At 61.2% G+C, this 17,394-nt stretch carries 21 protein-coding genes; 14 read left to right on the top strand and 7 right to left on the bottom strand.

Annotated features, from left to right (window positions below; genetic code table 11):
• The 6 genes from B3V69_RS15145 to B3V69_RS15120 form a co-directional block, all read left to right on the top strand.
• The coding region (locus tag B3V69_RS15145; protein ID WP_296447845.1) for a c-type cytochrome at positions 1–786 on the top strand (786 nt) is incomplete at its 5' end.
• A 41-nt stretch (positions 787–827) separates the two neighbouring features.
• Entirely contained in the window at positions 828–2,441 is a 1,614-nt protein-coding gene (gene ctaD / locus B3V69_RS15140; RefSeq protein ID WP_296447844.1) for a cytochrome c oxidase subunit I, read from the top strand.
• Between the two features lie 24 nt (positions 2,442–2,465).
• A complete protein-coding gene (locus B3V69_RS15135) occupies positions 2,466–2,576 on the top strand; it encodes a cytochrome oxidase small assembly protein (protein ID WP_296447843.1) in 111 nt (36 codons plus the stop codon).
• Between the two features lie 3 nt (positions 2,577–2,579).
• Positions 2,580–3,179 carry a cytochrome c oxidase assembly protein gene (locus tag B3V69_RS15130; RefSeq protein WP_296447842.1) on the top strand — a complete coding sequence of 200 codons (600 nt, stop codon included), beginning with the start codon at positions 2,580–2,582 and terminating at the stop codon, positions 3,177–3,179.
• A complete protein-coding gene (locus B3V69_RS15125; RefSeq protein ID WP_296447841.1) occupies positions 3,176–3,397 on the top strand; it encodes a DUF2970 domain-containing protein in 222 nt (73 codons plus the stop codon). The genes B3V69_RS15130 and B3V69_RS15125 overlap by 4 nt, the downstream gene beginning before the upstream one ends.
• A 55-nt stretch (positions 3,398–3,452) precedes the next feature.
• Positions 3,453–4,334, top strand: a complete 882-nt coding sequence (locus tag B3V69_RS15120) for a cytochrome c oxidase subunit 3 (RefSeq protein WP_296447840.1) — start codon at positions 3,453–3,455, stop codon at positions 4,332–4,334.
• 69 nt (positions 4,335–4,403) lie between these two features.
• Here the strand turns inward: B3V69_RS15120 and B3V69_RS15115 are convergent, their stop codons facing one another.
• Positions 4,404–4,625 carry a twin transmembrane helix small protein gene (locus B3V69_RS15115; RefSeq protein WP_296447839.1) on the bottom strand — a complete coding sequence of 74 codons (222 nt, stop codon included), beginning with the start codon at positions 4,623–4,625 and terminating at the stop codon, positions 4,404–4,406.
• A 15-nt stretch (positions 4,626–4,640) separates the two neighbouring features.
• Between B3V69_RS15115 and B3V69_RS15110 the strand changes: the two genes are divergently transcribed.
• From B3V69_RS15110 to B3V69_RS15085, 6 genes are read left to right on the top strand one after another with little or no spacing between them, the layout of a single operon-like run.
• Positions 4,641–5,363 (top strand): SURF1 family protein, encoded by a 723-nt coding sequence (locus tag B3V69_RS15110; protein ID WP_296447838.1) that lies wholly within the window; start codon positions 4,641–4,643, stop codon positions 5,361–5,363.
• On the top strand, positions 5,314–6,066 hold the full coding sequence (locus tag B3V69_RS15105; RefSeq protein WP_296447837.1) for a hypothetical protein: 753 nt from the start codon (positions 5,314–5,316) through the stop codon (positions 6,064–6,066). The genes B3V69_RS15110 and B3V69_RS15105 overlap by 50 nt, the downstream gene beginning before the upstream one ends.
• 48 nt (positions 6,067–6,114) lie before the next feature.
• Entirely contained in the window at positions 6,115–7,260 is a 1,146-nt protein-coding gene (locus B3V69_RS15100) for a COX15/CtaA family protein (protein ID WP_296447846.1), read from the top strand.
• Positions 7,257–8,153 (top strand): heme o synthase, encoded by an 897-nt coding sequence (gene cyoE / locus B3V69_RS15095; RefSeq protein WP_296447836.1) that lies wholly within the window; start codon positions 7,257–7,259, stop codon positions 8,151–8,153. The genes B3V69_RS15100 and cyoE overlap by 4 nt, the downstream gene beginning before the upstream one ends.
• Before the next feature lie 8 nt (positions 8,154–8,161).
• Positions 8,162–8,767 carry an SCO family protein gene (locus tag B3V69_RS15090; RefSeq protein WP_296447835.1) on the top strand — a complete coding sequence of 202 codons (606 nt, stop codon included), beginning with the start codon at positions 8,162–8,164 and terminating at the stop codon, positions 8,765–8,767.
• Between the two features lie 5 nt (positions 8,768–8,772).
• A complete protein-coding gene (locus B3V69_RS15085) occupies positions 8,773–9,591 on the top strand; it encodes a DNA alkylation repair protein (RefSeq protein WP_296447834.1) in 819 nt (272 codons plus the stop codon).
• Between the two features lie 43 nt (positions 9,592–9,634).
• Here B3V69_RS15085 and B3V69_RS15080 read toward each other — a convergent pair whose 3' ends face one another.
• Both B3V69_RS15080 and rpoH read right to left on the bottom strand, forming a co-directional pair.
• Entirely contained in the window at positions 9,635–10,630 is a 996-nt protein-coding gene (locus B3V69_RS15080; protein ID WP_296447833.1) for a Bug family tripartite tricarboxylate transporter substrate binding protein, read from the bottom strand.
• Positions 10,631–10,697: 67 nt separating this feature from the next.
• Positions 10,698–11,639 (bottom strand): RNA polymerase sigma factor RpoH, encoded by a 942-nt coding sequence (rpoH, locus tag B3V69_RS15075; protein ID WP_296447832.1) that lies wholly within the window; start codon positions 11,637–11,639, stop codon positions 10,698–10,700.
• Positions 11,640–12,112: 473 nt separating this feature from the next.
• Here rpoH and B3V69_RS15070 point away from each other — a divergent pair, with 473 nt between their 5' ends.
• A complete protein-coding gene (locus B3V69_RS15070; RefSeq protein ID WP_296447831.1) occupies positions 12,113–12,424 on the top strand; it encodes a hypothetical protein in 312 nt (103 codons plus the stop codon).
• A gap of 15 nt (positions 12,425–12,439) precedes the next feature.
• Positions 12,440–13,969, top strand: a complete 1,530-nt coding sequence (locus tag B3V69_RS15065; RefSeq protein ID WP_296447830.1) for a GspE/PulE family protein — start codon at positions 12,440–12,442, stop codon at positions 13,967–13,969.
• A 226-nt stretch (positions 13,970–14,195) separates the two neighbouring features.
• Here B3V69_RS15065 and B3V69_RS15060 read toward each other — a convergent pair whose 3' ends face one another.
• The 4 genes from B3V69_RS15060 to B3V69_RS15045 form a co-directional block, all read right to left on the bottom strand.
• Entirely contained in the window at positions 14,196–14,594 is a 399-nt protein-coding gene (locus B3V69_RS15060) for a DUF4148 domain-containing protein (RefSeq protein WP_296447829.1), read from the bottom strand.
• A gap of 376 nt (positions 14,595–14,970) precedes the next feature.
• A complete protein-coding gene (gene phnE, locus B3V69_RS15055; RefSeq protein ID WP_296447828.1) occupies positions 14,971–15,804 on the bottom strand; it encodes a phosphonate ABC transporter, permease protein PhnE in 834 nt (277 codons plus the stop codon).
• Complete coding sequence (locus tag B3V69_RS15050) at positions 15,801–16,655, bottom strand: PhnE/PtxC family ABC transporter permease (protein ID WP_296447827.1); 855 nt, start codon at positions 16,653–16,655, stop codon at positions 15,801–15,803. The genes phnE and B3V69_RS15050 overlap by 4 nt, the downstream gene beginning before the upstream one ends.
• 11 nt (positions 16,656–16,666) lie before the next feature.
• On the bottom strand, positions 16,667–17,394 hold a 728-nt coding region (locus B3V69_RS15045; protein ID WP_296447826.1), incomplete at its 5' end, for a phosphonate ABC transporter ATP-binding protein.

Here is a 17,394-nt window from a genome sequence, read left to right as displayed (position 1 = left end):
GGCATGCAGTGGAAATGGGGCTACGATTACCTCAAGGGCGAGGGCGAGGGCATTGGCTTCATCTCGGCGCTGGACACCACGCAGCGTGAGATGTCCAACAACGGCGGCCCGAAGAAGGGTGAAGTCGTGGACGACTACCTGCTCAAGGTCGATCACCCGCTGGTGGTTCCCGTCAACAAGAAAATTCGTATCATTACCACGGCCATTGACGTGATTCATGCCTGGATGGTGCCGTCTTTCGGCGTCAAGCAGGACGCCATTCCCGGCTTTGTGCGCGACACCTGGTTCCGCGCGGAAAAAGTCGGTGACTATTACGGTCAGTGCGCCGAGTTGTGTGGCAAGGAGCATGCTTACATGCCAATCCACGTGAAGGTGCTGTCGGCCCAGGACTACTCGCTGTGGGTGGATGGCGAGAAGAAAAGAATGGCCGCCAAAGCCGACGATCCAAGCAAGGTCTGGACCGCGGAAGACATTAGCAAGCGGGGCGAAAAAGTGTATGCCGCCAACTGTGCCATCTGCCACCAACCGAATGGCAAGGGCGCGGGCCCGATCAAGCCGCTCGATGGCTCTGCCGTGGTGCAAGATGCCGACAAGGGTGTGCAGATTGCCGTGGTGCTCCATGGTCGGACGGTTGTTCTCCCCAATGGTCAGACCAATATGATGCCGTCGTGGAAGCAACTCAGCGATACGGACATCGCCGCGGTCGTTACCTACACCAAGAACAACTGGTCCAATAAGACCGGTCAACTGGTTCAGCCCTCTGACGTTGCCGCTGCCCGCAAATAAGCGGCCGCTCCACGCATACAAGTATTGAGAAAGAAATCAGAATGAGTGCCGTTCTAGACCATCACGCCCACGACGATCACCACGACCACGCGCCCACGGGCTGGCGCCGCTGGGTGTTCGCGACCAACCACAAAGACATCGGTACGCTGTACATGTTGTTCAGTTTCACCATGCTGATGATCGGCGGCGTGCTGGCCTTGATCATTCGTGCCGAACTGTTCCAGCCGGGCCTGCAGATCGTCAATCCCGAACTGTTCAACCAACTCACCACCATGCACGGCATCATCATGGTGTTTGGCGCCATCATGCCTGCCTTTGTTGGATTCGCGAACTGGATGATTCCGCTGCAAATTGGCGCGGCTGACATGGCTTTTGCACGCATGAACAACTTCAGCTTCTGGCTGTTGATTCCGGCGGGTCTGATGGTGGCCGGCTCGTTTTTCATGCCTGGTGGCGCGCCTGCTGCCGGCTGGACGATGTATGCGCCGCTGACCCTGCAAATGGGCCCCAGCATGGATATTGCCATTTTCGCGCTGCACATCATGGGTGCGAGTTCCATCATGGGCTCGATCAACATCATCGTGACCATTCTGAACATGCGCGCGCCCGGCATGACGCTGATGAAGATGCCCATGTTCTGCTGGACCTGGCTGATCACGGCTTACCTGCTGATCGCCGTGATGCCGGTGCTGGCAGGCGCCATCACGATGACGCTGACGGATCGCCACTTTGGCACCAGTTTCTTCAACCCGGCGGGCGGCGGTGACCCGGTCATGTTCCAGCACATCTTCTGGTTCTTCGGCCACCCCGAGGTCTACATCATGATCTTGCCGGCCTTCGGCATCATCAGCCAGATCGTGCCCGCTTTTGCGCGCAAGAAATTGTTCGGCTACGCCTCCATGGTGTACGCCACGTCCTCCATCGCTATTCTGAGCTTCATCGTCTGGGCGCACCACATGTTCACCACCGGCATGCCGGTCACGGGCCAGCTGTTTTTCATGTACGCCACGATGCTGATCGCCGTGCCCACCGCCGTGAAAATTTTCAACTGGATCGCCACCATGTGGCAGGGTTCGATGACCTTCGAGACCCCCATGCTGTTTGCGGTCGGGTTCATTTTTGTGTTCACCATCGGTGGCTTCACCGGCCTGATTTTGGCCATGGCGCCGATTGACATCCAGGTTCAGGACACTTATTACGTGGTGGCACACTTTCACTACGTGCTGGTGGCCGGTTCCCTGTTCGCCATGTTTGCCGGCTTCTATTACTGGTCACCGAAATGGACCGGCGTGATGTACAAGGAATCACGCGGCAAGATCCATTTCTGGTGGTCCATGATTGCGTTCAACGTCACCTTCTTCCCGATGCACTTCCTCGGTTTGGCCGGCATGCCGCGTCGCTATGCCGACTATCCGATGCAGTTCGCCGATTTCAATGCGCTGGCGTCCGTCGGTGCTTTCTTCTTCGGTTTTGCGCAGGTTTATTTCTTCCTCTTCATCGTGCTGCCCACGATGCGGGGCAAGGGTCAACCAGCGGCGCAAAAGCCTTGGGAGGGCGCTGAAGGCCTGGAGTGGGAAGTGCCCTCGCCAGCACCTTTTCACACTTTTGCGACGCCACCCAAGCTGGACGCAACGGCGACCAAAATCATCGCCTGATGCAAGGTAAACCGGAGCCGAGACATGACACCTGAACAAAGAAAAACCAACCTGAAAACCGGACTGATCCTGGCATCGGTGGCTTTGGTGTTTTTTGTCGGCTTCGTGGCCAAGATATTTTTTCTGAGCCGATAGGTCATGAATCTGCGTCACGCCAATATCAGGATGGTAGGCAAGCTGGTCGTTGTGGCGGCTGGCATGTTCGGGTTCGGGTATGCGTTGGTGCCGATTTACAAAGCCATTTGTGAGGCAACCGGCATCAACGTCCTGGCGCTGGGTGAGCGGGCCATTCCGGGCGCCAAGGCGAGCTTGCCCGCCAATACCCAGGTCGACACCAGCCGCACCATCACGGTGGAGTTCGATGCCAATTCGCGCGGTCCCTGGGAGTTCAAACCTGCGGTGCGTTCATTGCAGGTTCACCCCGGTGAACTCGCTACGGTGATGTACGAGTTCCAGAACGTGCAGAAGCGCCGCATGTCGGCGCAGGCCATCCCGAGCTATGCCCCGATGCAGGCCAGCACCCATTTCAACAAGCTGGAGTGTTTCTGTTTTAACCAGTACACGCTGGAGCCGGGTGAGAAGAAATTCTGGCCGGTTGTTTTTGTGATTGATTCCAAGCTGTCGAAGGATGTGAAGACGATCACCTTGTCCTACACGTTCTTCGAAGTGGGTGGCAAAACACCGACGCCGCCGGTGGCCGATGCCAGCGAGCATGGCGCTCCCGGAGCGGGTTCATGACGGAGGGCGAGCGGAACAAAAATCGGGCGCCCGGCGGCTCGTTCTGGCGCAGCATCCGCATGGTGGGCTGGTCATTTTTTGGAATTCGAAAAAGTAGTGAATCGCAGGAAGACATGGCCCAGGTTAGTCCCTTTCATATTATCGTGGTGGGTATTGCCGGGGCCGTCATTTTTGTCGTTGGTTTGATAGTGCTGGTGAACTGGGTTGTGGCCAAATAAGGCCCCTCGGCGCAGCTGGAATAGATTGAAGAGAACTGGAAGGAATGGATCTGAAATGAGTTCAACAACACACGGTACAACCCCGTATTACTTTGTGCCTGGCCCGTCACGGCATCCCGCTTTGGCCGCGTTCGGTCTGCTATGTGTCTTCTTTGGCGCCGGTCAATGGATCAATGGTGCGGACTGGGGCAAGTACTTGCTGGCCTTCGGCATGGTGTGGTTCCTGGGCGTTCTGTTCCAGTGGTTCAGCCAGTCTGTTGGCGAAAGCGAAGGCGGCCAGTATGGACACAAGGTCGATTTGTCTTTCCGTTGGAGCATGAGCTGGTTCATCTTCTCGGAAGTGATGTTTTTCGGCGCTTTTTTCACGGCCTTGTGGTGGGCCCGCGCCCATTCGGTACCGGCCTTGGGCGGCGTCGAAAATGCCGTGCTCTGGCCTGATTTCAAGGCCGTTTGGCCCAGCCTGGCGGCTGGCGTGACGGCATCGCCCGCCGGGACCGTGGAACCCTTCACGACCATGACACCGTTCTGGTTGCCCACCATCAATACCGCCTTGCTGCTGAGTTCCGGTGTGACCTTGACCGTGGCGCACCACGCGCTGATCGCTGGCCATCGTGGCCGGACCATTGCCTTCATGTGGCTCACGGTGTTGCTGGGTATCGTGTTCCTGTCGGTCCAGGGCTACGAGTACTTCCACGCTTACCATGAACTCAACCTGAAGCTGACGTCGGGCGTCTATGGGTCGACCTTCTTCATGCTGACCGGTTTCCACGGCTTTCACGTGTTCGTCGGCATGTTGATGCTGCTGTTCATTACCTTGCGGCTGCAAAAAGGGCACTTCACGGCCGAGCGTCATTTCGGTTTTGAAGGCGCCGCCTGGTACTGGCACTTCGTGGACGTCGTGTGGCTTGGACTTTATGTGACGGTTTACTGGATGTAGACCGCGGCACTGACGCAAAAAAAGGCACCGCGCGCGGTGCCTTTTTGATTGTTGTGGCCGATGAATGGGCTACTGTCCCGAAGGGATGCCGGTCGGCTGGATGTAGCCGAGTTTCCAGGCGAGCAAAATGCACACAAACAGCACAATGGACAGTCCCACCCGAAGTCCCAGCGCGCGGGCCATGTTGCTGGACCTGCCCTTGCCTTTAGCCCCATCCTTCATCATGAAAAAAAGAGCCACGCCCAGACTGCCGACGATGGCCATAAAAGCAAGAATGACAAAATACTTCATGAGCTGGATTATCGCGTGAGTACGCGCCTGAAGTTCTGGTTGATCACGGCCGCCGCGCTGCTGGCGCTGGTGGCCACCTTGTCTTTGGGGCGCTGGCAGTTGTCCCGTGCGGCGCAAAAGGAAGCCATGCATGCGGCCATCGAAAAACAAGGCCAGCGTGCGGTGTTGGACGCTGGCGCTCTGGCTGCCCTGGAGAACCCGGCACAGGCGATTCACCGCAGAATCACTCTGCGCGGGGCCTGGGTTGGCGACAAAACCATTTTTCTGGACAACCGGCTGATGCATGGCAAATTCGGTTTCTACGTGGTGACGCCGTTCCATCTGGAGGGCAGTCGCGCGGTGGTGCTGGTTCAGCGCGGCTGGGTGCTGCGAAATTTCATGGACCGCGCCAGTGTTCCAAAAATCGACACACCGGCCGGCTTGATTGAGGTTCAGGGACGGATTGCCCCGCCGCCCGCCAAGCTATACGAGCTCGGCGCGTCCGGGACGGGCCTTATCCGGCAAAATCTGGACCTGGCTCAATTCAGTGCCGAGTCGGGATTGCCGTTGATGGCCGTTTCAATTCAGCAAACCGGCGCGGCCAGCGACGGGCTGGCGCGTGACTGGCCGGAAGCGGGCAGTGGCGTGGAGAAAAACTACGGTTATGCGTTCCAATGGTTCGGACTGAGTAGTCTGATTGCAATTCTTTATGTCTGGTTTCAAATTGTTAGACGATTCCTCCACCGGCGCCGCGCCTGAATCCCAACGGAGTGACAGGCCCCTGGGCCTGACCGTTCACTCCATGCCCACGCCTGAGCAGTCCATGGATGCCGAGGCGCAGCGAACCGTGCGCGGACGCTGGAAGATGATTGCCGTGCTGCTGGTCTGCGCCGCACCGGTGATCGCCTCCTATTTCATGTATTACGTTGTGCGCCCGGAAGGACGCCGCAATTTCGGTGAGTTGATTGATCCCCAGCGTCCTTTGCCCGACCAGGCCAGCGTGAGCCTGGGTGGCCAGCAAGGCAACCTCAAGGCGCTCAGAGGCCAATGGTTGTTGATGAGCGTGGCGGGTGGCGCTTGCGACGAAGCCTGCAGCCGCCATTTGTACCTGCAGCATCAGCTGCGCGAGAGCCTGGGCAAGGACAAGGACCGGGTGGACTGGGTCTGGCTGATCCCGGACGACACCCCGCTGCCCGACCAGCTGCTGCCGGCGCTCAAAAGCGCCACGGTCTTGCGCGTACCCATGGCCGGCTTGTCAGCCTGGCTGGCACCGGCCAGCGGCCACCAGCTTGCCGAGCACCTGTACCTTGTGGACCCGATGGGCAACTGGATGATGCGGTTCCCGGCCAATTTGACGGTCGCCAGTGCCACCCCGGCAAAACGGGATCTGGAGCGGCTTTTGCGTGCCTCTGCGTCGTGGGACCAGCCCGGGCGAGAGTCCGACGCTGCGGCGGGCAAATAAGAGGAGCTCCAGGTGCAAGCGCTCTATGACCTGTCACCGCTGGCGCGCATGATGTTCGTCGGTGTGATGCTGGCGCTTGGGCCTTTGGCTTGGGTCTGGCTGCGCACCCGGCGCGCCACGCCGCTGCGACGGCTGCATGCCCTCACGCTGCTGACGCTGTTCCTCACCTTTGATCTGGTCATGTTTGGCGCCTTCACGCGTTTGACCGATTCGGGTCTGGGCTGTCCCGACTGGCCGGGCTGTTATGGCCACGCCAGCCCGATTGGCGCCCATGCCCCGATCGAGGCGGCCCAAGCCGCCATGCCCACCGGCCCCGTGACGCACGGCAAGGCCTGGGTGGAAATGGTTCATCGTTACCTGGCGACCAGCGTCGGCGTGCTGATCCTGGTGCTGGCGGTGGTGGCGTGGATCGGCTGGGCCGCCTGGAAGGCGCGAGGGCGAAAAGCGTCGACCCGTCCCACCAGTCCGTGGTGGCCGACGCTGACGCTGCTGTGGGTTTGCCTTCAGGGCGCGTTTGGCGCGCTGACGGTCACCATGAAGTTGTTTCCCGCCATCGTCACGCTTCATCTGGTGGGTGGCTTGGTGCTGCTGGCCCTGCTGTGCGTGCAGGTGCTGCGCTCTGCGCAGCTCGATGGCGGGACTGCACCGGTTGCCATCTCCCCCGGTTTGCGATGGCTGCTGGGCCTGTCTTTTGCGCTGCTGGCGCTGCAAATCTTCCTGGGCGGCTGGGTCAGCACCAATTACGCGGTGCTGGCCTGCACCGACTTTCCCAGGTGCCAGAGCAGCTGGTGGCCGCCGATGAACTTCCGGCAGGGCTTTGAGCTCTGGCGCAATCTGGGGCTGACCGGGGCCGGCGAGCCCATCACCTTTTCCGCCTTGACCGCCATCCACTACGTTCACCGCCTCATGGCGTTCGTGGTCCTGAGCTTGCTCGGCGTACTGGCCTGGCGCCTGAACCGCGTGGCGGCGCTGCGCGGCCCCTCGCGCTGGCTGGCCGCACTCACCGGTCTGCAATTGGCCACGGGTTTAAGCAATGTGGTGCTGGACTGGCCGCTGGTGGCCGCGATTTTGCACACCGGCGGGGCCGGCGCGCTGGTCGTCGTCATGACCTGGGCGGTAGCGGCCAGCCGCACGCGCAACGCCACCCTGGCGTCCCTGGCCCCAGAACGGCCTGTTTCGAGATTCTCCGCATGAGTGACAACTTTTTCAGTGTTCAAGTTTCGGTGTTCAGGCAGTTTTATGCCCTGACCAAGCCGCGCGTCATTCAGCTGATCGTGTTCTGCGCCCTGATTGGCATGGTGCTGGCCGTGCCGGGTGTGCCCTCGTGGGCCGAGGTCAGGGTCGCGCTGCTCGCCTGCCTGGGCATCTGGCTGGTGGCGGGCGCGGCGGCGGCCTTCAATTGCATTGTCGAAAAAGGCATCGACGCCAAGATGAAGCGCACCGCCTGGCGCCCCACCGCCCGGGGCGAGTTGAACGACCGCCAGACCCTGCTGTTCTCGGCAGTGTTGTGCGTGCTGGGTTCGACGCTGCTGTATCTCTGGGTCAACCCGCTGACCATGTGGCTGACCTTCGCCACCTTCATCGGGTACGCGGTGGTTTACACCGTGATCCTGAAACCGCTGACGCCGCAAAACATCGTGATTGGCGGCGCGTCGGGCGCCATGCCGCCGGTGCTGGGCTGGGCCGCCATGGCGGGGAACGTCGGGCCGGAAGCCCTTATTTTGTTTCTGATCATTTTCCTGTGGACGCCGCCGCACTTCTGGGCGCTGGCGCTGTACCGCGTGGAAGACTACCGCAAGTCGGGCCTGCCGATGCTGCCGGTGACGCATGGCAACGAGTTCACGCGCTTGATGGTGCTGCTGTATACCGTCATGCTGTTCGCTGTTTGCCTGATGCCTTACATCTACGGCATGAGTTCCTGGATTTACCTGATCGCCGCGTTGGTGTTGAGTGTCGGCTTTTGTCTCTATGGTTTCTGGCTCTGGCGCGACTACTCGGATGCGCTGGCGCGCAAGACCTTTCGCTTCTCGCTCATTCACCTCAGCGTGCTGTTTGCCGCGTTGCTGGTGGATCACTATGTACTCTGATGGACCCCATGAACAAACGAAGTGCTCTTAAATTTATAGCTGCCTGCGCTTGTATGGCGGGGGCTACAGGCATTATTTCTGCATGTTCCGAGAATAGGCCGGGTTTTTCCGCAATCGACCTCACCGGCGCCGACTACGCCCGAGATTTTGCCTTGACCGACCACAACGGCCAGCCCAGAAGCCTCAAGGACTTTGCCGGCAAGGTGGTGGTGCTGTTCTTCGGCTACACGCAATGCCCGGATGTGTGCCCGACCTCCATGGCCGAACTGGCCGAGGTCAAGAAGCTGTTGGGCCAGGACGGTGAGCGCCTGCAGGGCCTGTTTGTCACTGTCGATCCTGCGCGCGACACACCAGCCGTGCTCAAAGCCTACATGGCCAATTTTGATCCGACCTTTCTGGCGCTCTACACCACGCCCGAGAAACTCGAAGCCCTCGCCAAGGAGTACAAGGTGTACTTCAAGAAGGTCGACGGCAAGACACCCACCAGCTACACCATGGACCATTCGGCCGGCAGCTATGTCTACGACACGCACGGCAAGCTGCGTTTGTACACCCGCTACGGCACCGGCGCGGCGCCGCTGGCGGCCGATATCAGGCTGTTGCTGCAGCAGTAGGCGGCATGACCGACGTCCAGCCCTTGCTGGGGCGCACCGGCGCGGCCCGCATCGCGCTGATTCCGCCGCCGGTGCTGACGGCGCTGAACGCGGGATTGATCGAGACCGTCAACCTCAACGAATTTCTGGCGATTGACCTGGCGCGACTCACCGCTGGCGTGGCGGCGCAGATCGGGCTGGATCCCGCGCATGAACGCCTGAGCGACACGCTGGCCATGCTGGGTGCCTTCAAGCCCATGAAGCGCCATTTGCATGTGGCGCGCGCCTTGTACGACCTGGCTGCTTCCCATCCCGAGCGTGATGCCATCGCCCATCGCCTGGCCACCCATGCCAGTGACGTGGCCCGTTGCTGGGCGGCCCAGTGGGTCATGCTGTCCGGCCTGACTTTGCCGAATAAGCTGCAAGCGGTGCGGCGCTTCGCGGCGGACCGGCACTTCGGCGTGCGCGAAATCGCCTGGATGGCGCTGCGCGACGAGCTGCTGGGATCGCTGGACGAGGGCCTGACGCTGCTGCAGCCCTGGGTGCTGGACGCCGACCCCAACATCCGCCGCTTCGCCAGTGAGGCGACCCGTCCGCGTGGTGTCTGGTGCGCCCAGATCGAGGCGCTCAAAGCCGAGCCGTGGCGGGCATTGAATCTGCTGGAGCCGCTGCGCGCCGACCCCAGCCGCTATGTGCAGAACTCGGTGGCCAACTGGCTCAACGACGCCAGCAAATCACAGCCGCAATGGGTCAGCGAAGTGTGTGATCGCTGGCTCGATGAGTCGGCTGCGCCCCAGACCCGTTACCTGGTACGTCGCGCCCCGCGTACGCTATCGAAATCATAGCTGTTTGCGCCCTCTTGACGGGGGCTGCAGGCCGATTCGGAAACTATTCGGGCTTGATGCCCTGCATTGCAATGACGCCGCCGAGCAAGGCGGTATCGAGTTTGATGCGCCGGGCCAAGCCCTCGGACGTGGTGCCCACCACCTGCCAGCCCTGCTGGAACAGCTTTTGCCGCACCTCGGGCGAGCGGGCGATGTCGCTGAGCAAGGCGGACAGTTTGGCCACCACCGGCTTGGGCAGTGCATTCGGCGCCGCCACGGCGTTCCAGATTTCCAGGTTGAAGCCCTGTACTCCGGCCTCGGTCATGTTGGGCAGCTCCGGCACCAGGGGGCTGCGCCCGCTGGACGTCACGCCGATGGCGCGCAGCTTGCCACTCCGGATCTGGGCCATCGCCAGCGCCGGCGGCAGCATCGACAACTGCAGCTGGCCGCCGATCATGGCGGTGGCGACCTGGGGATAGCCGGGGTAGGGCACATGCACCGGGTTGATGTGGATCTGGCGCTTGAGCAGCTCCATGCCGATGTGGCCGACGGTGCCGACACCCGGCGAGCCGTAACTCCATTGGTCGCCCGCCTTGCGCGCCGCCACAAAGAAGTCCTGTGCCGTGACGCCGGGCGAACCCACGGGCGCCGTCAACACCAGGGGCGAGACGCCGATCAGGCTGACGGGGGTGAGGTCCTTGAGCGGGTCGAAGTTGAGCTTGGGGTTGAGCAGCCTGGCAATCGTCATGTTGCCATTGATCATGAGGCCGATGGTGTGGCCGTCGGTCGCCTTGGCCACGTAGTCGGCGGCGATGTTGCCGCCGGCGCCGACCTTGTTTTCCACGATCACGGGCTGGCCCAAGGCCTTGGACAGCGGCTCGGCCAGGGTGCGTGCCGTCAGGTCGGGCGACGAGCCCCCTGGAAAGCCCACGATGATGCGCACGGGCCGGGTCGGCCAGGGCGCTTCGGCCTTGGTTTGCACTTTCTGGGCGAAAGAGAAGCTGGCGAGCGTGGTCAGGGCGAGGACCAGAGCGGTGCGTCGCAACACGGGACAACTCATGAAAAATCTCCGTAGGTTTCAGTGAAAAAACCTACGGAGTTTGCCTTGTTTCAAAGGCCGGAGCGGCTCAGGCGTATTCGGCCAGGGTCTTTTTCATCTTCTTCATGGCCGCCACCTCGATCTGGCGAATGCGCTCGGCGCTGACACCGTACTCGGCCGCCAACTCGTGCAGCGTCATGCCGCCCGAGCTGTCGTCGTTGACCTTGAGCCAGCGCTCTTCCACGATGCGCCGGCTGCGCTCATCGAGCGCTTCCAGCGCCGTTGCAATGCCGTCGCTGGCCAGCACATCGCGCTCTCTGGCCTCGATCATCGCGGTCGGCTCGTGCCGGGCATCGGTCAGGTAGGCAATCGGGCCATAAGCGTCCTCGCCGTCGTCCGACGGGCTGGGGTCAAGCAGCACGTCACCGCCCGACAAGCGGGTTTCCATCTCGATGACCTCTTCGCGCTTGACCTTGAGTGTCGCCGCCATCGCGTCGATCTGGTCTTCGTTCAGGGTTTCGCGGTGCGTGCCGGCATCGGCCGCGGCGTCGTCCGACTTGTAGCGCTGCTTCATCGAGCGCAGGTTGAAAAACAGCTTGCGCTGGGACTTGGTGGTCGCCACCTTGACCATGCGCCAGTTTTTCAGGATGTACTCGTGAATCTCGGCCTTGATCCAGTGCAGGGCGTAGCTCACCAGGCGCACGCCCTGATCGGGGTCAAAGCGCTTGACGGCCTTCATCAGGCCCACATTGCCTTCCTGAATCAGGTCGCCGTGCGGCAAACCGTAGCCCAGGTACTGGCGCGACACCGACACCACCAGCCGCAAGTGAGACAGCACCAGCTTGCCCGCCGCATCCAGATCATTGTCGGCCCTGAACTTGCGCGAGAACTCCTGCTCTTCTTCGAGCGTCAGCATCGGCAGGCGATTGGCGGCCGAAATATAAGCGTCCAGGTTGCCCAAGGGGGGCACCAAGGACCAAGGGTTGGCAACCGCCAGCGCAGCACCTGAAACTCCAGTTGGATAAGCCATTCCAGAACTCCTTTTTGTCATGGTTATCATATTAGCACTCTCTGTGATCGAGTGCCAAATCAAAAGTTCAATGAAGTCGATAGCACTTCCCTACGGCCAATTGACATGGGTTGAGATTGGCAAATTTAGGGTGAGTTGTCTGTACGACAACGCACAGATATTGAATGAAGCATTTGATCGCTGTCGATTCGCAGCGAGTTTTGAACTTTCCTCATTGAGATTTCAACTTCTCCCGGTTTTAGGCCGATAACCTTATTTTCGAGGACGGTGGGTTTGATGTGCAGAGAGCTTGCACCTCAAGAAACAAGTGACTCCGACCCAATACACTATGAATCATGCGACATGCAGAACAACGTTCCAGTGAGTCCAATATATGGATAGCCAGCTGACCATACAGATTGATCAGTGGGCCAAGACTTCCCCCCTGTCCCTTGGCTGAGGAACCCGCACTGTTTCTTGGGCTGGCCCGGAACATGACCGAATTGCGCATGCTGATCCATAACGCCAGAAGCGCGCCGATCAGGTCCCTGGCCCAATCGCTCATTGATCTGAAACTCGTGGATATCGAATCCCTTGGCAAGCTCCCCATAATTCCGGTAGAAGGAAAACGGCGTTCCGAACACCTGCTGCTTGAATCCGGACTGGTGACCGAGTTGCAGCTCGAACATGCGCGTGCGCACATGCTCAACACGCCGGAAGTCGATGCCACCGCTTTTAAGGTTGAAACACAGGCACTTGATCGACTGCCATGGCCGGTGGCCTTCAAACACCATGTTTTGCCATAGGGGCTGGAGTCTGGTGTGCTGCATGCGGCTTCCTCCACGCCCTTCCAGCGTGAGTTGGAGCTGCAGTTGAGCATGATCGCCGATTGCATCGTGTCGCTGGTATGGGCTCCGAAAGCCCAGATTGATCGAAGGCTGGCGCTGGAAACCCACGCCCAGGTGCCGCCGGACATCGCAGCAGGAAACGACTCCGAAGTCTGGTCCAGAGTTGGGGATCACCCGCCGCTGGACGTGCACGCGCTGCTGACTGACGCCTTGATCGAGTTAAAAGGTGCGGGTGACCAGGAGCAGTTCAACGCGGTCAATGAAAGCTCAAGCGTGATCAAACTGGTCAACCAGATGATCATTGATGCGCATGAACAGAAGGCCTCTGATATTCACATTGAAGCCAATGCGGGGGATGACATATCGCGCATTCGTTTTCGCAAAGATGGTGATCTCGAAGACTATCTGTTGCTGCCGTTTTCATTGCGGGCAGCCCTTGTATCGCGGATCAAGATCATGAGCCGACTGGACATTTCCGAGCGACGCCGACCGCAGGACGGCAAGATCAATTTCAATGAGTTCTCCGATATCAAGCTTGAACTGCGGGTGGCCATATTGCCGACCCATGACAGTCTTGAAGACGTGGTCATGCGACTGTTGGCATCCAGCAAACCCATCCCCCTGCCGCAGCTCGGGTTCTCTGCCCGGGATGACAAGATCATCAAACGCCTGACCGAGCGGCCGTTTGGCCTTATCCTGGCCTGCGGGCCCACCGGCTCGGGCAAAACCACCACCCTGCACTCGCTTCTGGCCCATATCAATACCGACAATCGAAAGATATGGACGGCCGAAGATCCGATTGAAATTACCCAAACGGGGCTGCGACAGCTTCAGGTCAACCCGAAAATTGGCGTGACGTTCGCGACCGCCATGCGGGCATTCCTGCGGGCAGATCCGGACGTCATCATGATCGGTGAGGTGCGTGACGAGGAAACCGCGCGTGTTTGCATTGAAGCCTCACTCACGGGTCACCTGGTTCTATCGACATTGCACACCAACAGCGCGGCGGAGAGCGTGATCCGTCTGCTGGATTTGGGCATGGATCCGATGAACTTCGGGGATTCGCTGATCGGTATCGTGGCCCAACGGCTGGTTCGTGGCTTGTGCAAGCACTGTGCGGTGTCAACGATGCTTTCGCGCGACGAATATGAATCCCTGGTACACGAATACATTGATGGCACGGCTTTGACGGCTGAAGAGGGGCACAAGCGGCTCGTTGCGGCCGCTTCATCCGTCTCGGGTGCCCCTGTGACACAAATCTCCACGTGCCATGCGGTGGGGTGTGAACGGTGTGGTGGCCGTGGCTATAAAGGTCGCACGGGCATCTATGAGGTCCTGGAAAACGTGGGTGACATGAAGCACAAGATTCAGTCACGTGCCGCGACCTCGGAAATTTTTGCCGAGGCCTCCGGAGCGGATATGCGAACCCTGCGACAGGACGCGCTTGAGAAAGTGGTGGCCGGCCTGATTGATTTGAAGCAGGCCAGAACGGTTTACGCCTGACACACTGGCGTGCGCGGTTTGATCCAAACCCGTTGTGCCATCACGCTTCCAACACCGTCAAACCGGTGTGCGTCGCCGAGTCCATGGCGCGGCATTACCCGTAGCAAGCCTCGTTGAGGCAAAAGAAATCCCGCCACGGGGGCGGGATTGCAAGCGGGCGGCTGAAAGCCAATGGGGCTTAGCGCCGGCCGGTCCCTGTGACCCTTGCGGCTGGCACGCTCAGGTATCAGGCGGAGAAGCCGGGAACACCGTTGACGCCTTGTTTAGGCAAGGCGCCGGTCCTCTTGGCGACCAGGTAGTCGGTGGTGACGGCTTCGCGGGTCGTCGTGCTGGGGATGGCCGAATAGTTAGTCACCTGCACTTCGCTGTTTTGGGACAATGTGCCGGCCTGCTGGGCGGCCAGGTACTCGGCCTTGACGGCCTCGCGGGTCGTCGTGCTGGGGATGGACGAATAGTCAATCACCTGCACCTCGCTGTTGTGCGGCATGCTGCCCTCGGCGCGGGCCTGCAAGACAGTGGCGCGAACCTGCTCACGAGTCAGTGCGCCGGTATCGGCGGCAAAGCTGGTGCTGGCGATCAGGCTGGAGGCGAGGATCAAAGCGGTGGCGGCAAATTTGGTGTTCATGATGGGATTCCTTCAAAAGTGGTTAGACATTTCCGGGCAGGTCGGGCGTCATCGTGTCCCGTCTTGTCCAGCCTCGGTGAGTCGTCTATTTGGTTTCGGCTCATCGATGGACTGAAGTTTAGGCGGGGAGAGGTGTTTTAAAAACCACTTGGTCAGTAATTAACCATTGCTGAAACTGAAATAATTCATCAAATAAAAATATATTTGTTTCAATCATGGACCGTCTTTTATCAATGCGGGTGTTTCAGTGCGTGGTCGACGGAGGCGGCTTTGCCGCCGCAGCCCGGGCCATGGGCAGGTCGCCGACTGGCGCTAGCGGAGGCCGATGAGGGCTATTGACTGCGGCTGCGCGGCATCCGGCAAAATGCACACGGCACTAGCTGGCCAGCCAGCGTCGGCTGGCAAAACTTAGACCATCCACCAGCGTCACCAGCAAGAGCATGGCGATCAGGATGGAACTGGTCTCGCCCATCTGGAACAGCCCCATGTGAAACGCCAGCATCTGGCCCAGCCCGCCAGCGCCCACCACGCCCAATATGGCGGCGGCGCGGATATTGTTTTCCCAGCGGTACAAGGTGTAGCTCAGCAGTTGCGGCAGCACCTGCGGCAAGGTGGCATACAAAAATACGCGGCCTTCGGTGACACCGCGCAGCCGCAGGGCAAAGCCGGGGCCGGACGGCGCGTTTTCTATCGCCTCGGCGAACAGGCGGCCCAGCACACCCGAGGTGTGCAAGCCCAGCGCCAGCGTGCCGGCAAACGGCCCCAGCCCGGCGGCAATCAGCAGCAAGGTGGCCCAAATGAGCTCGGGAATGCTGCGCAAGGCGTTGAGCAGCAGCCGGGTCAGCGTGCGCCAGCGCGCCGGGTCGCCGTCAAAGGTCTTGCTGGCGGGCAGCGCCAGCGCCAGCCCGAGCAGTACCGCCAGCAGCGTGCCCAGGGCCGACATGGCCAATGTCTCCAGTGTGGCGGCCAACAGTTTTTTCACAAACGCCGGGCTGGTCTCGGGGTGCAGCAGCTCAGCGAGGAATTTGCCCATTTTGGCGAACGCGTCGGCGGACAGAAATTGCGTCCACTTCAGGTCCAGCGTCCAGAAGCTCAAGGCCACCAGCAGCAACACGCCGAGCACGAACCAGCAGGCTTTGCAGCGCGCGTCAAACAGCTTGGGCGGCAGTTTGTAGACCTCGTTGGCGGCGGCCTTGACGTCGATGCTCATGCCAGCCCCCGTCTGAGCCAGGCGCTGATGCGGTCCGCCAGCCAGACCAGGGCCATGAACACCAGCAGCATGGTGGCGACCTCGGAACCGTTGAACATCTTCATCGAGGCGTCCATTTGCTGCCCCAAACCGCCAGCGCCGACAAAGCCGAGCACGGCGGAGGAGCGGATGGCGCATTCCCAGCGATAGACCGTGTAGCTGGTGAGCTCGCCCGCGTTTTGCGGCAGCAGGGCGTACAAAAAGGCCTGCAGGCGGCCCGAGCCGTTGCGCAGCAGGCTGCTGGTGGCATGCGCTTCGCCGCTGTCCAGAATTTCGGCATAGACCTTGCCCAGCATGCCGCCGTAAGTCAGCGCAATGGCCAGCACGCCGGAGGTCGGGCCCAGCCCCACCACGCGCACGAACACCAGGGCCCAGATCAGCTCGGGCACGCTGCGCAGCACGATCAGCAGCCAGCGCACGATTTGCCGCAAGCCAGCGGGCAGCAGCGCCATGCGGCCGGTCAGCGCCGAAATGGACAGCACCCGCACCGACAGCAGCGCCAGCGGAATCGCCAGCACAAGTGCCAGCGTCAGGCCGGCGGTGGCGATGGCGACGGTGCGCCAGGTCTCGCGCGCCACCAGGGCGAGAAAGTCGCTATCCACCTTGGGCGGCACAAAGTCCGCCAGAAAGCGCAGCGTGGGTTTGAGCGCGTCGGGCTCCAGCAGCAGCCAGGGCTTGAACTCGGTCAGCACTCCCATCGGCCACAACAGAACCAGCCCGGCCAGCGCCCAGAACACGCGGCCGCGCCAGGCCGGGTCGCGCAGGGCGGGTGCGGTGCCGCGGGGCAAGGGTCGATGGACGGGGAGCAGCATGGCCGGCCGCGCTATCGGCAATGCATGACCACGGGCGCAGTCGCCGCCGGCGCGTCTTGCAGCGCTGCCGGTGGGGCGCCGGTCAGTTCGTCCAGGTGCTGCTCGTACAACTGGTGCAGGCGCTCTGGCGTCACCTGAGCGGCGGGCAGGTCAAAAGCCAGTTCACCGTCGCGCAGCCCGATGATGCGCGGGAAGTGGCGCAGCGCCATCTCCACATGGTGCAGCGTGGCGACCAGCGTGGCGCCGCGCTCGTGGGCCGCTTGCGTGAGCGACTCGATCGCTTGTTGCGCCCGGGTCGGGTCCAGCGCGGACAGGGGTTCGTCCACCAACAAAAGTGACGCCCCCACGCTTGCCACCTTGTGTGCTGCGCTGCCCCCCGAGGGGGCCTTCGCGCCTTGGGGCGGCCCGGCGACGCTCAACGCCAATAGGGCGCGGGCCAGGCCGACGCGCTGGCGTTCGCCACCGGAGAGCCGGTCGACCCGTTCGAACAGCTTGTCACTCACGTCAAAACGCGCCAGCGCCTGGTCGGCCAGCGCGATATCGGTGGGGTAAAACAGGCTGCGCACGCTGGTCCACAGGCTCTCGTGCGGCAGTCGTCCGGCCAGCACGGTGGTGACCACGCGTTGCCGTGGCGGCAGCGGCGGCACCTGCGGCGCCAGGAACAGTTCGCCGCGCAGGCGTTGCAGCTCGCTCCGTGACAAATCCCAGGGATTGCGGCCGTCCAGTTGCAGCGCCCCGC

The organism is Rhodoferax sp. UBA5149 (assembly GCF_002413825.1).
Classification (GTDB): Bacteria; Pseudomonadota; Gammaproteobacteria; order Burkholderiales; family Burkholderiaceae_C; genus Rhodoferax.
Note: the sequence above shows the minus strand (reverse complement) of the source record. Positions and strands in the feature narration are given on the sequence as shown.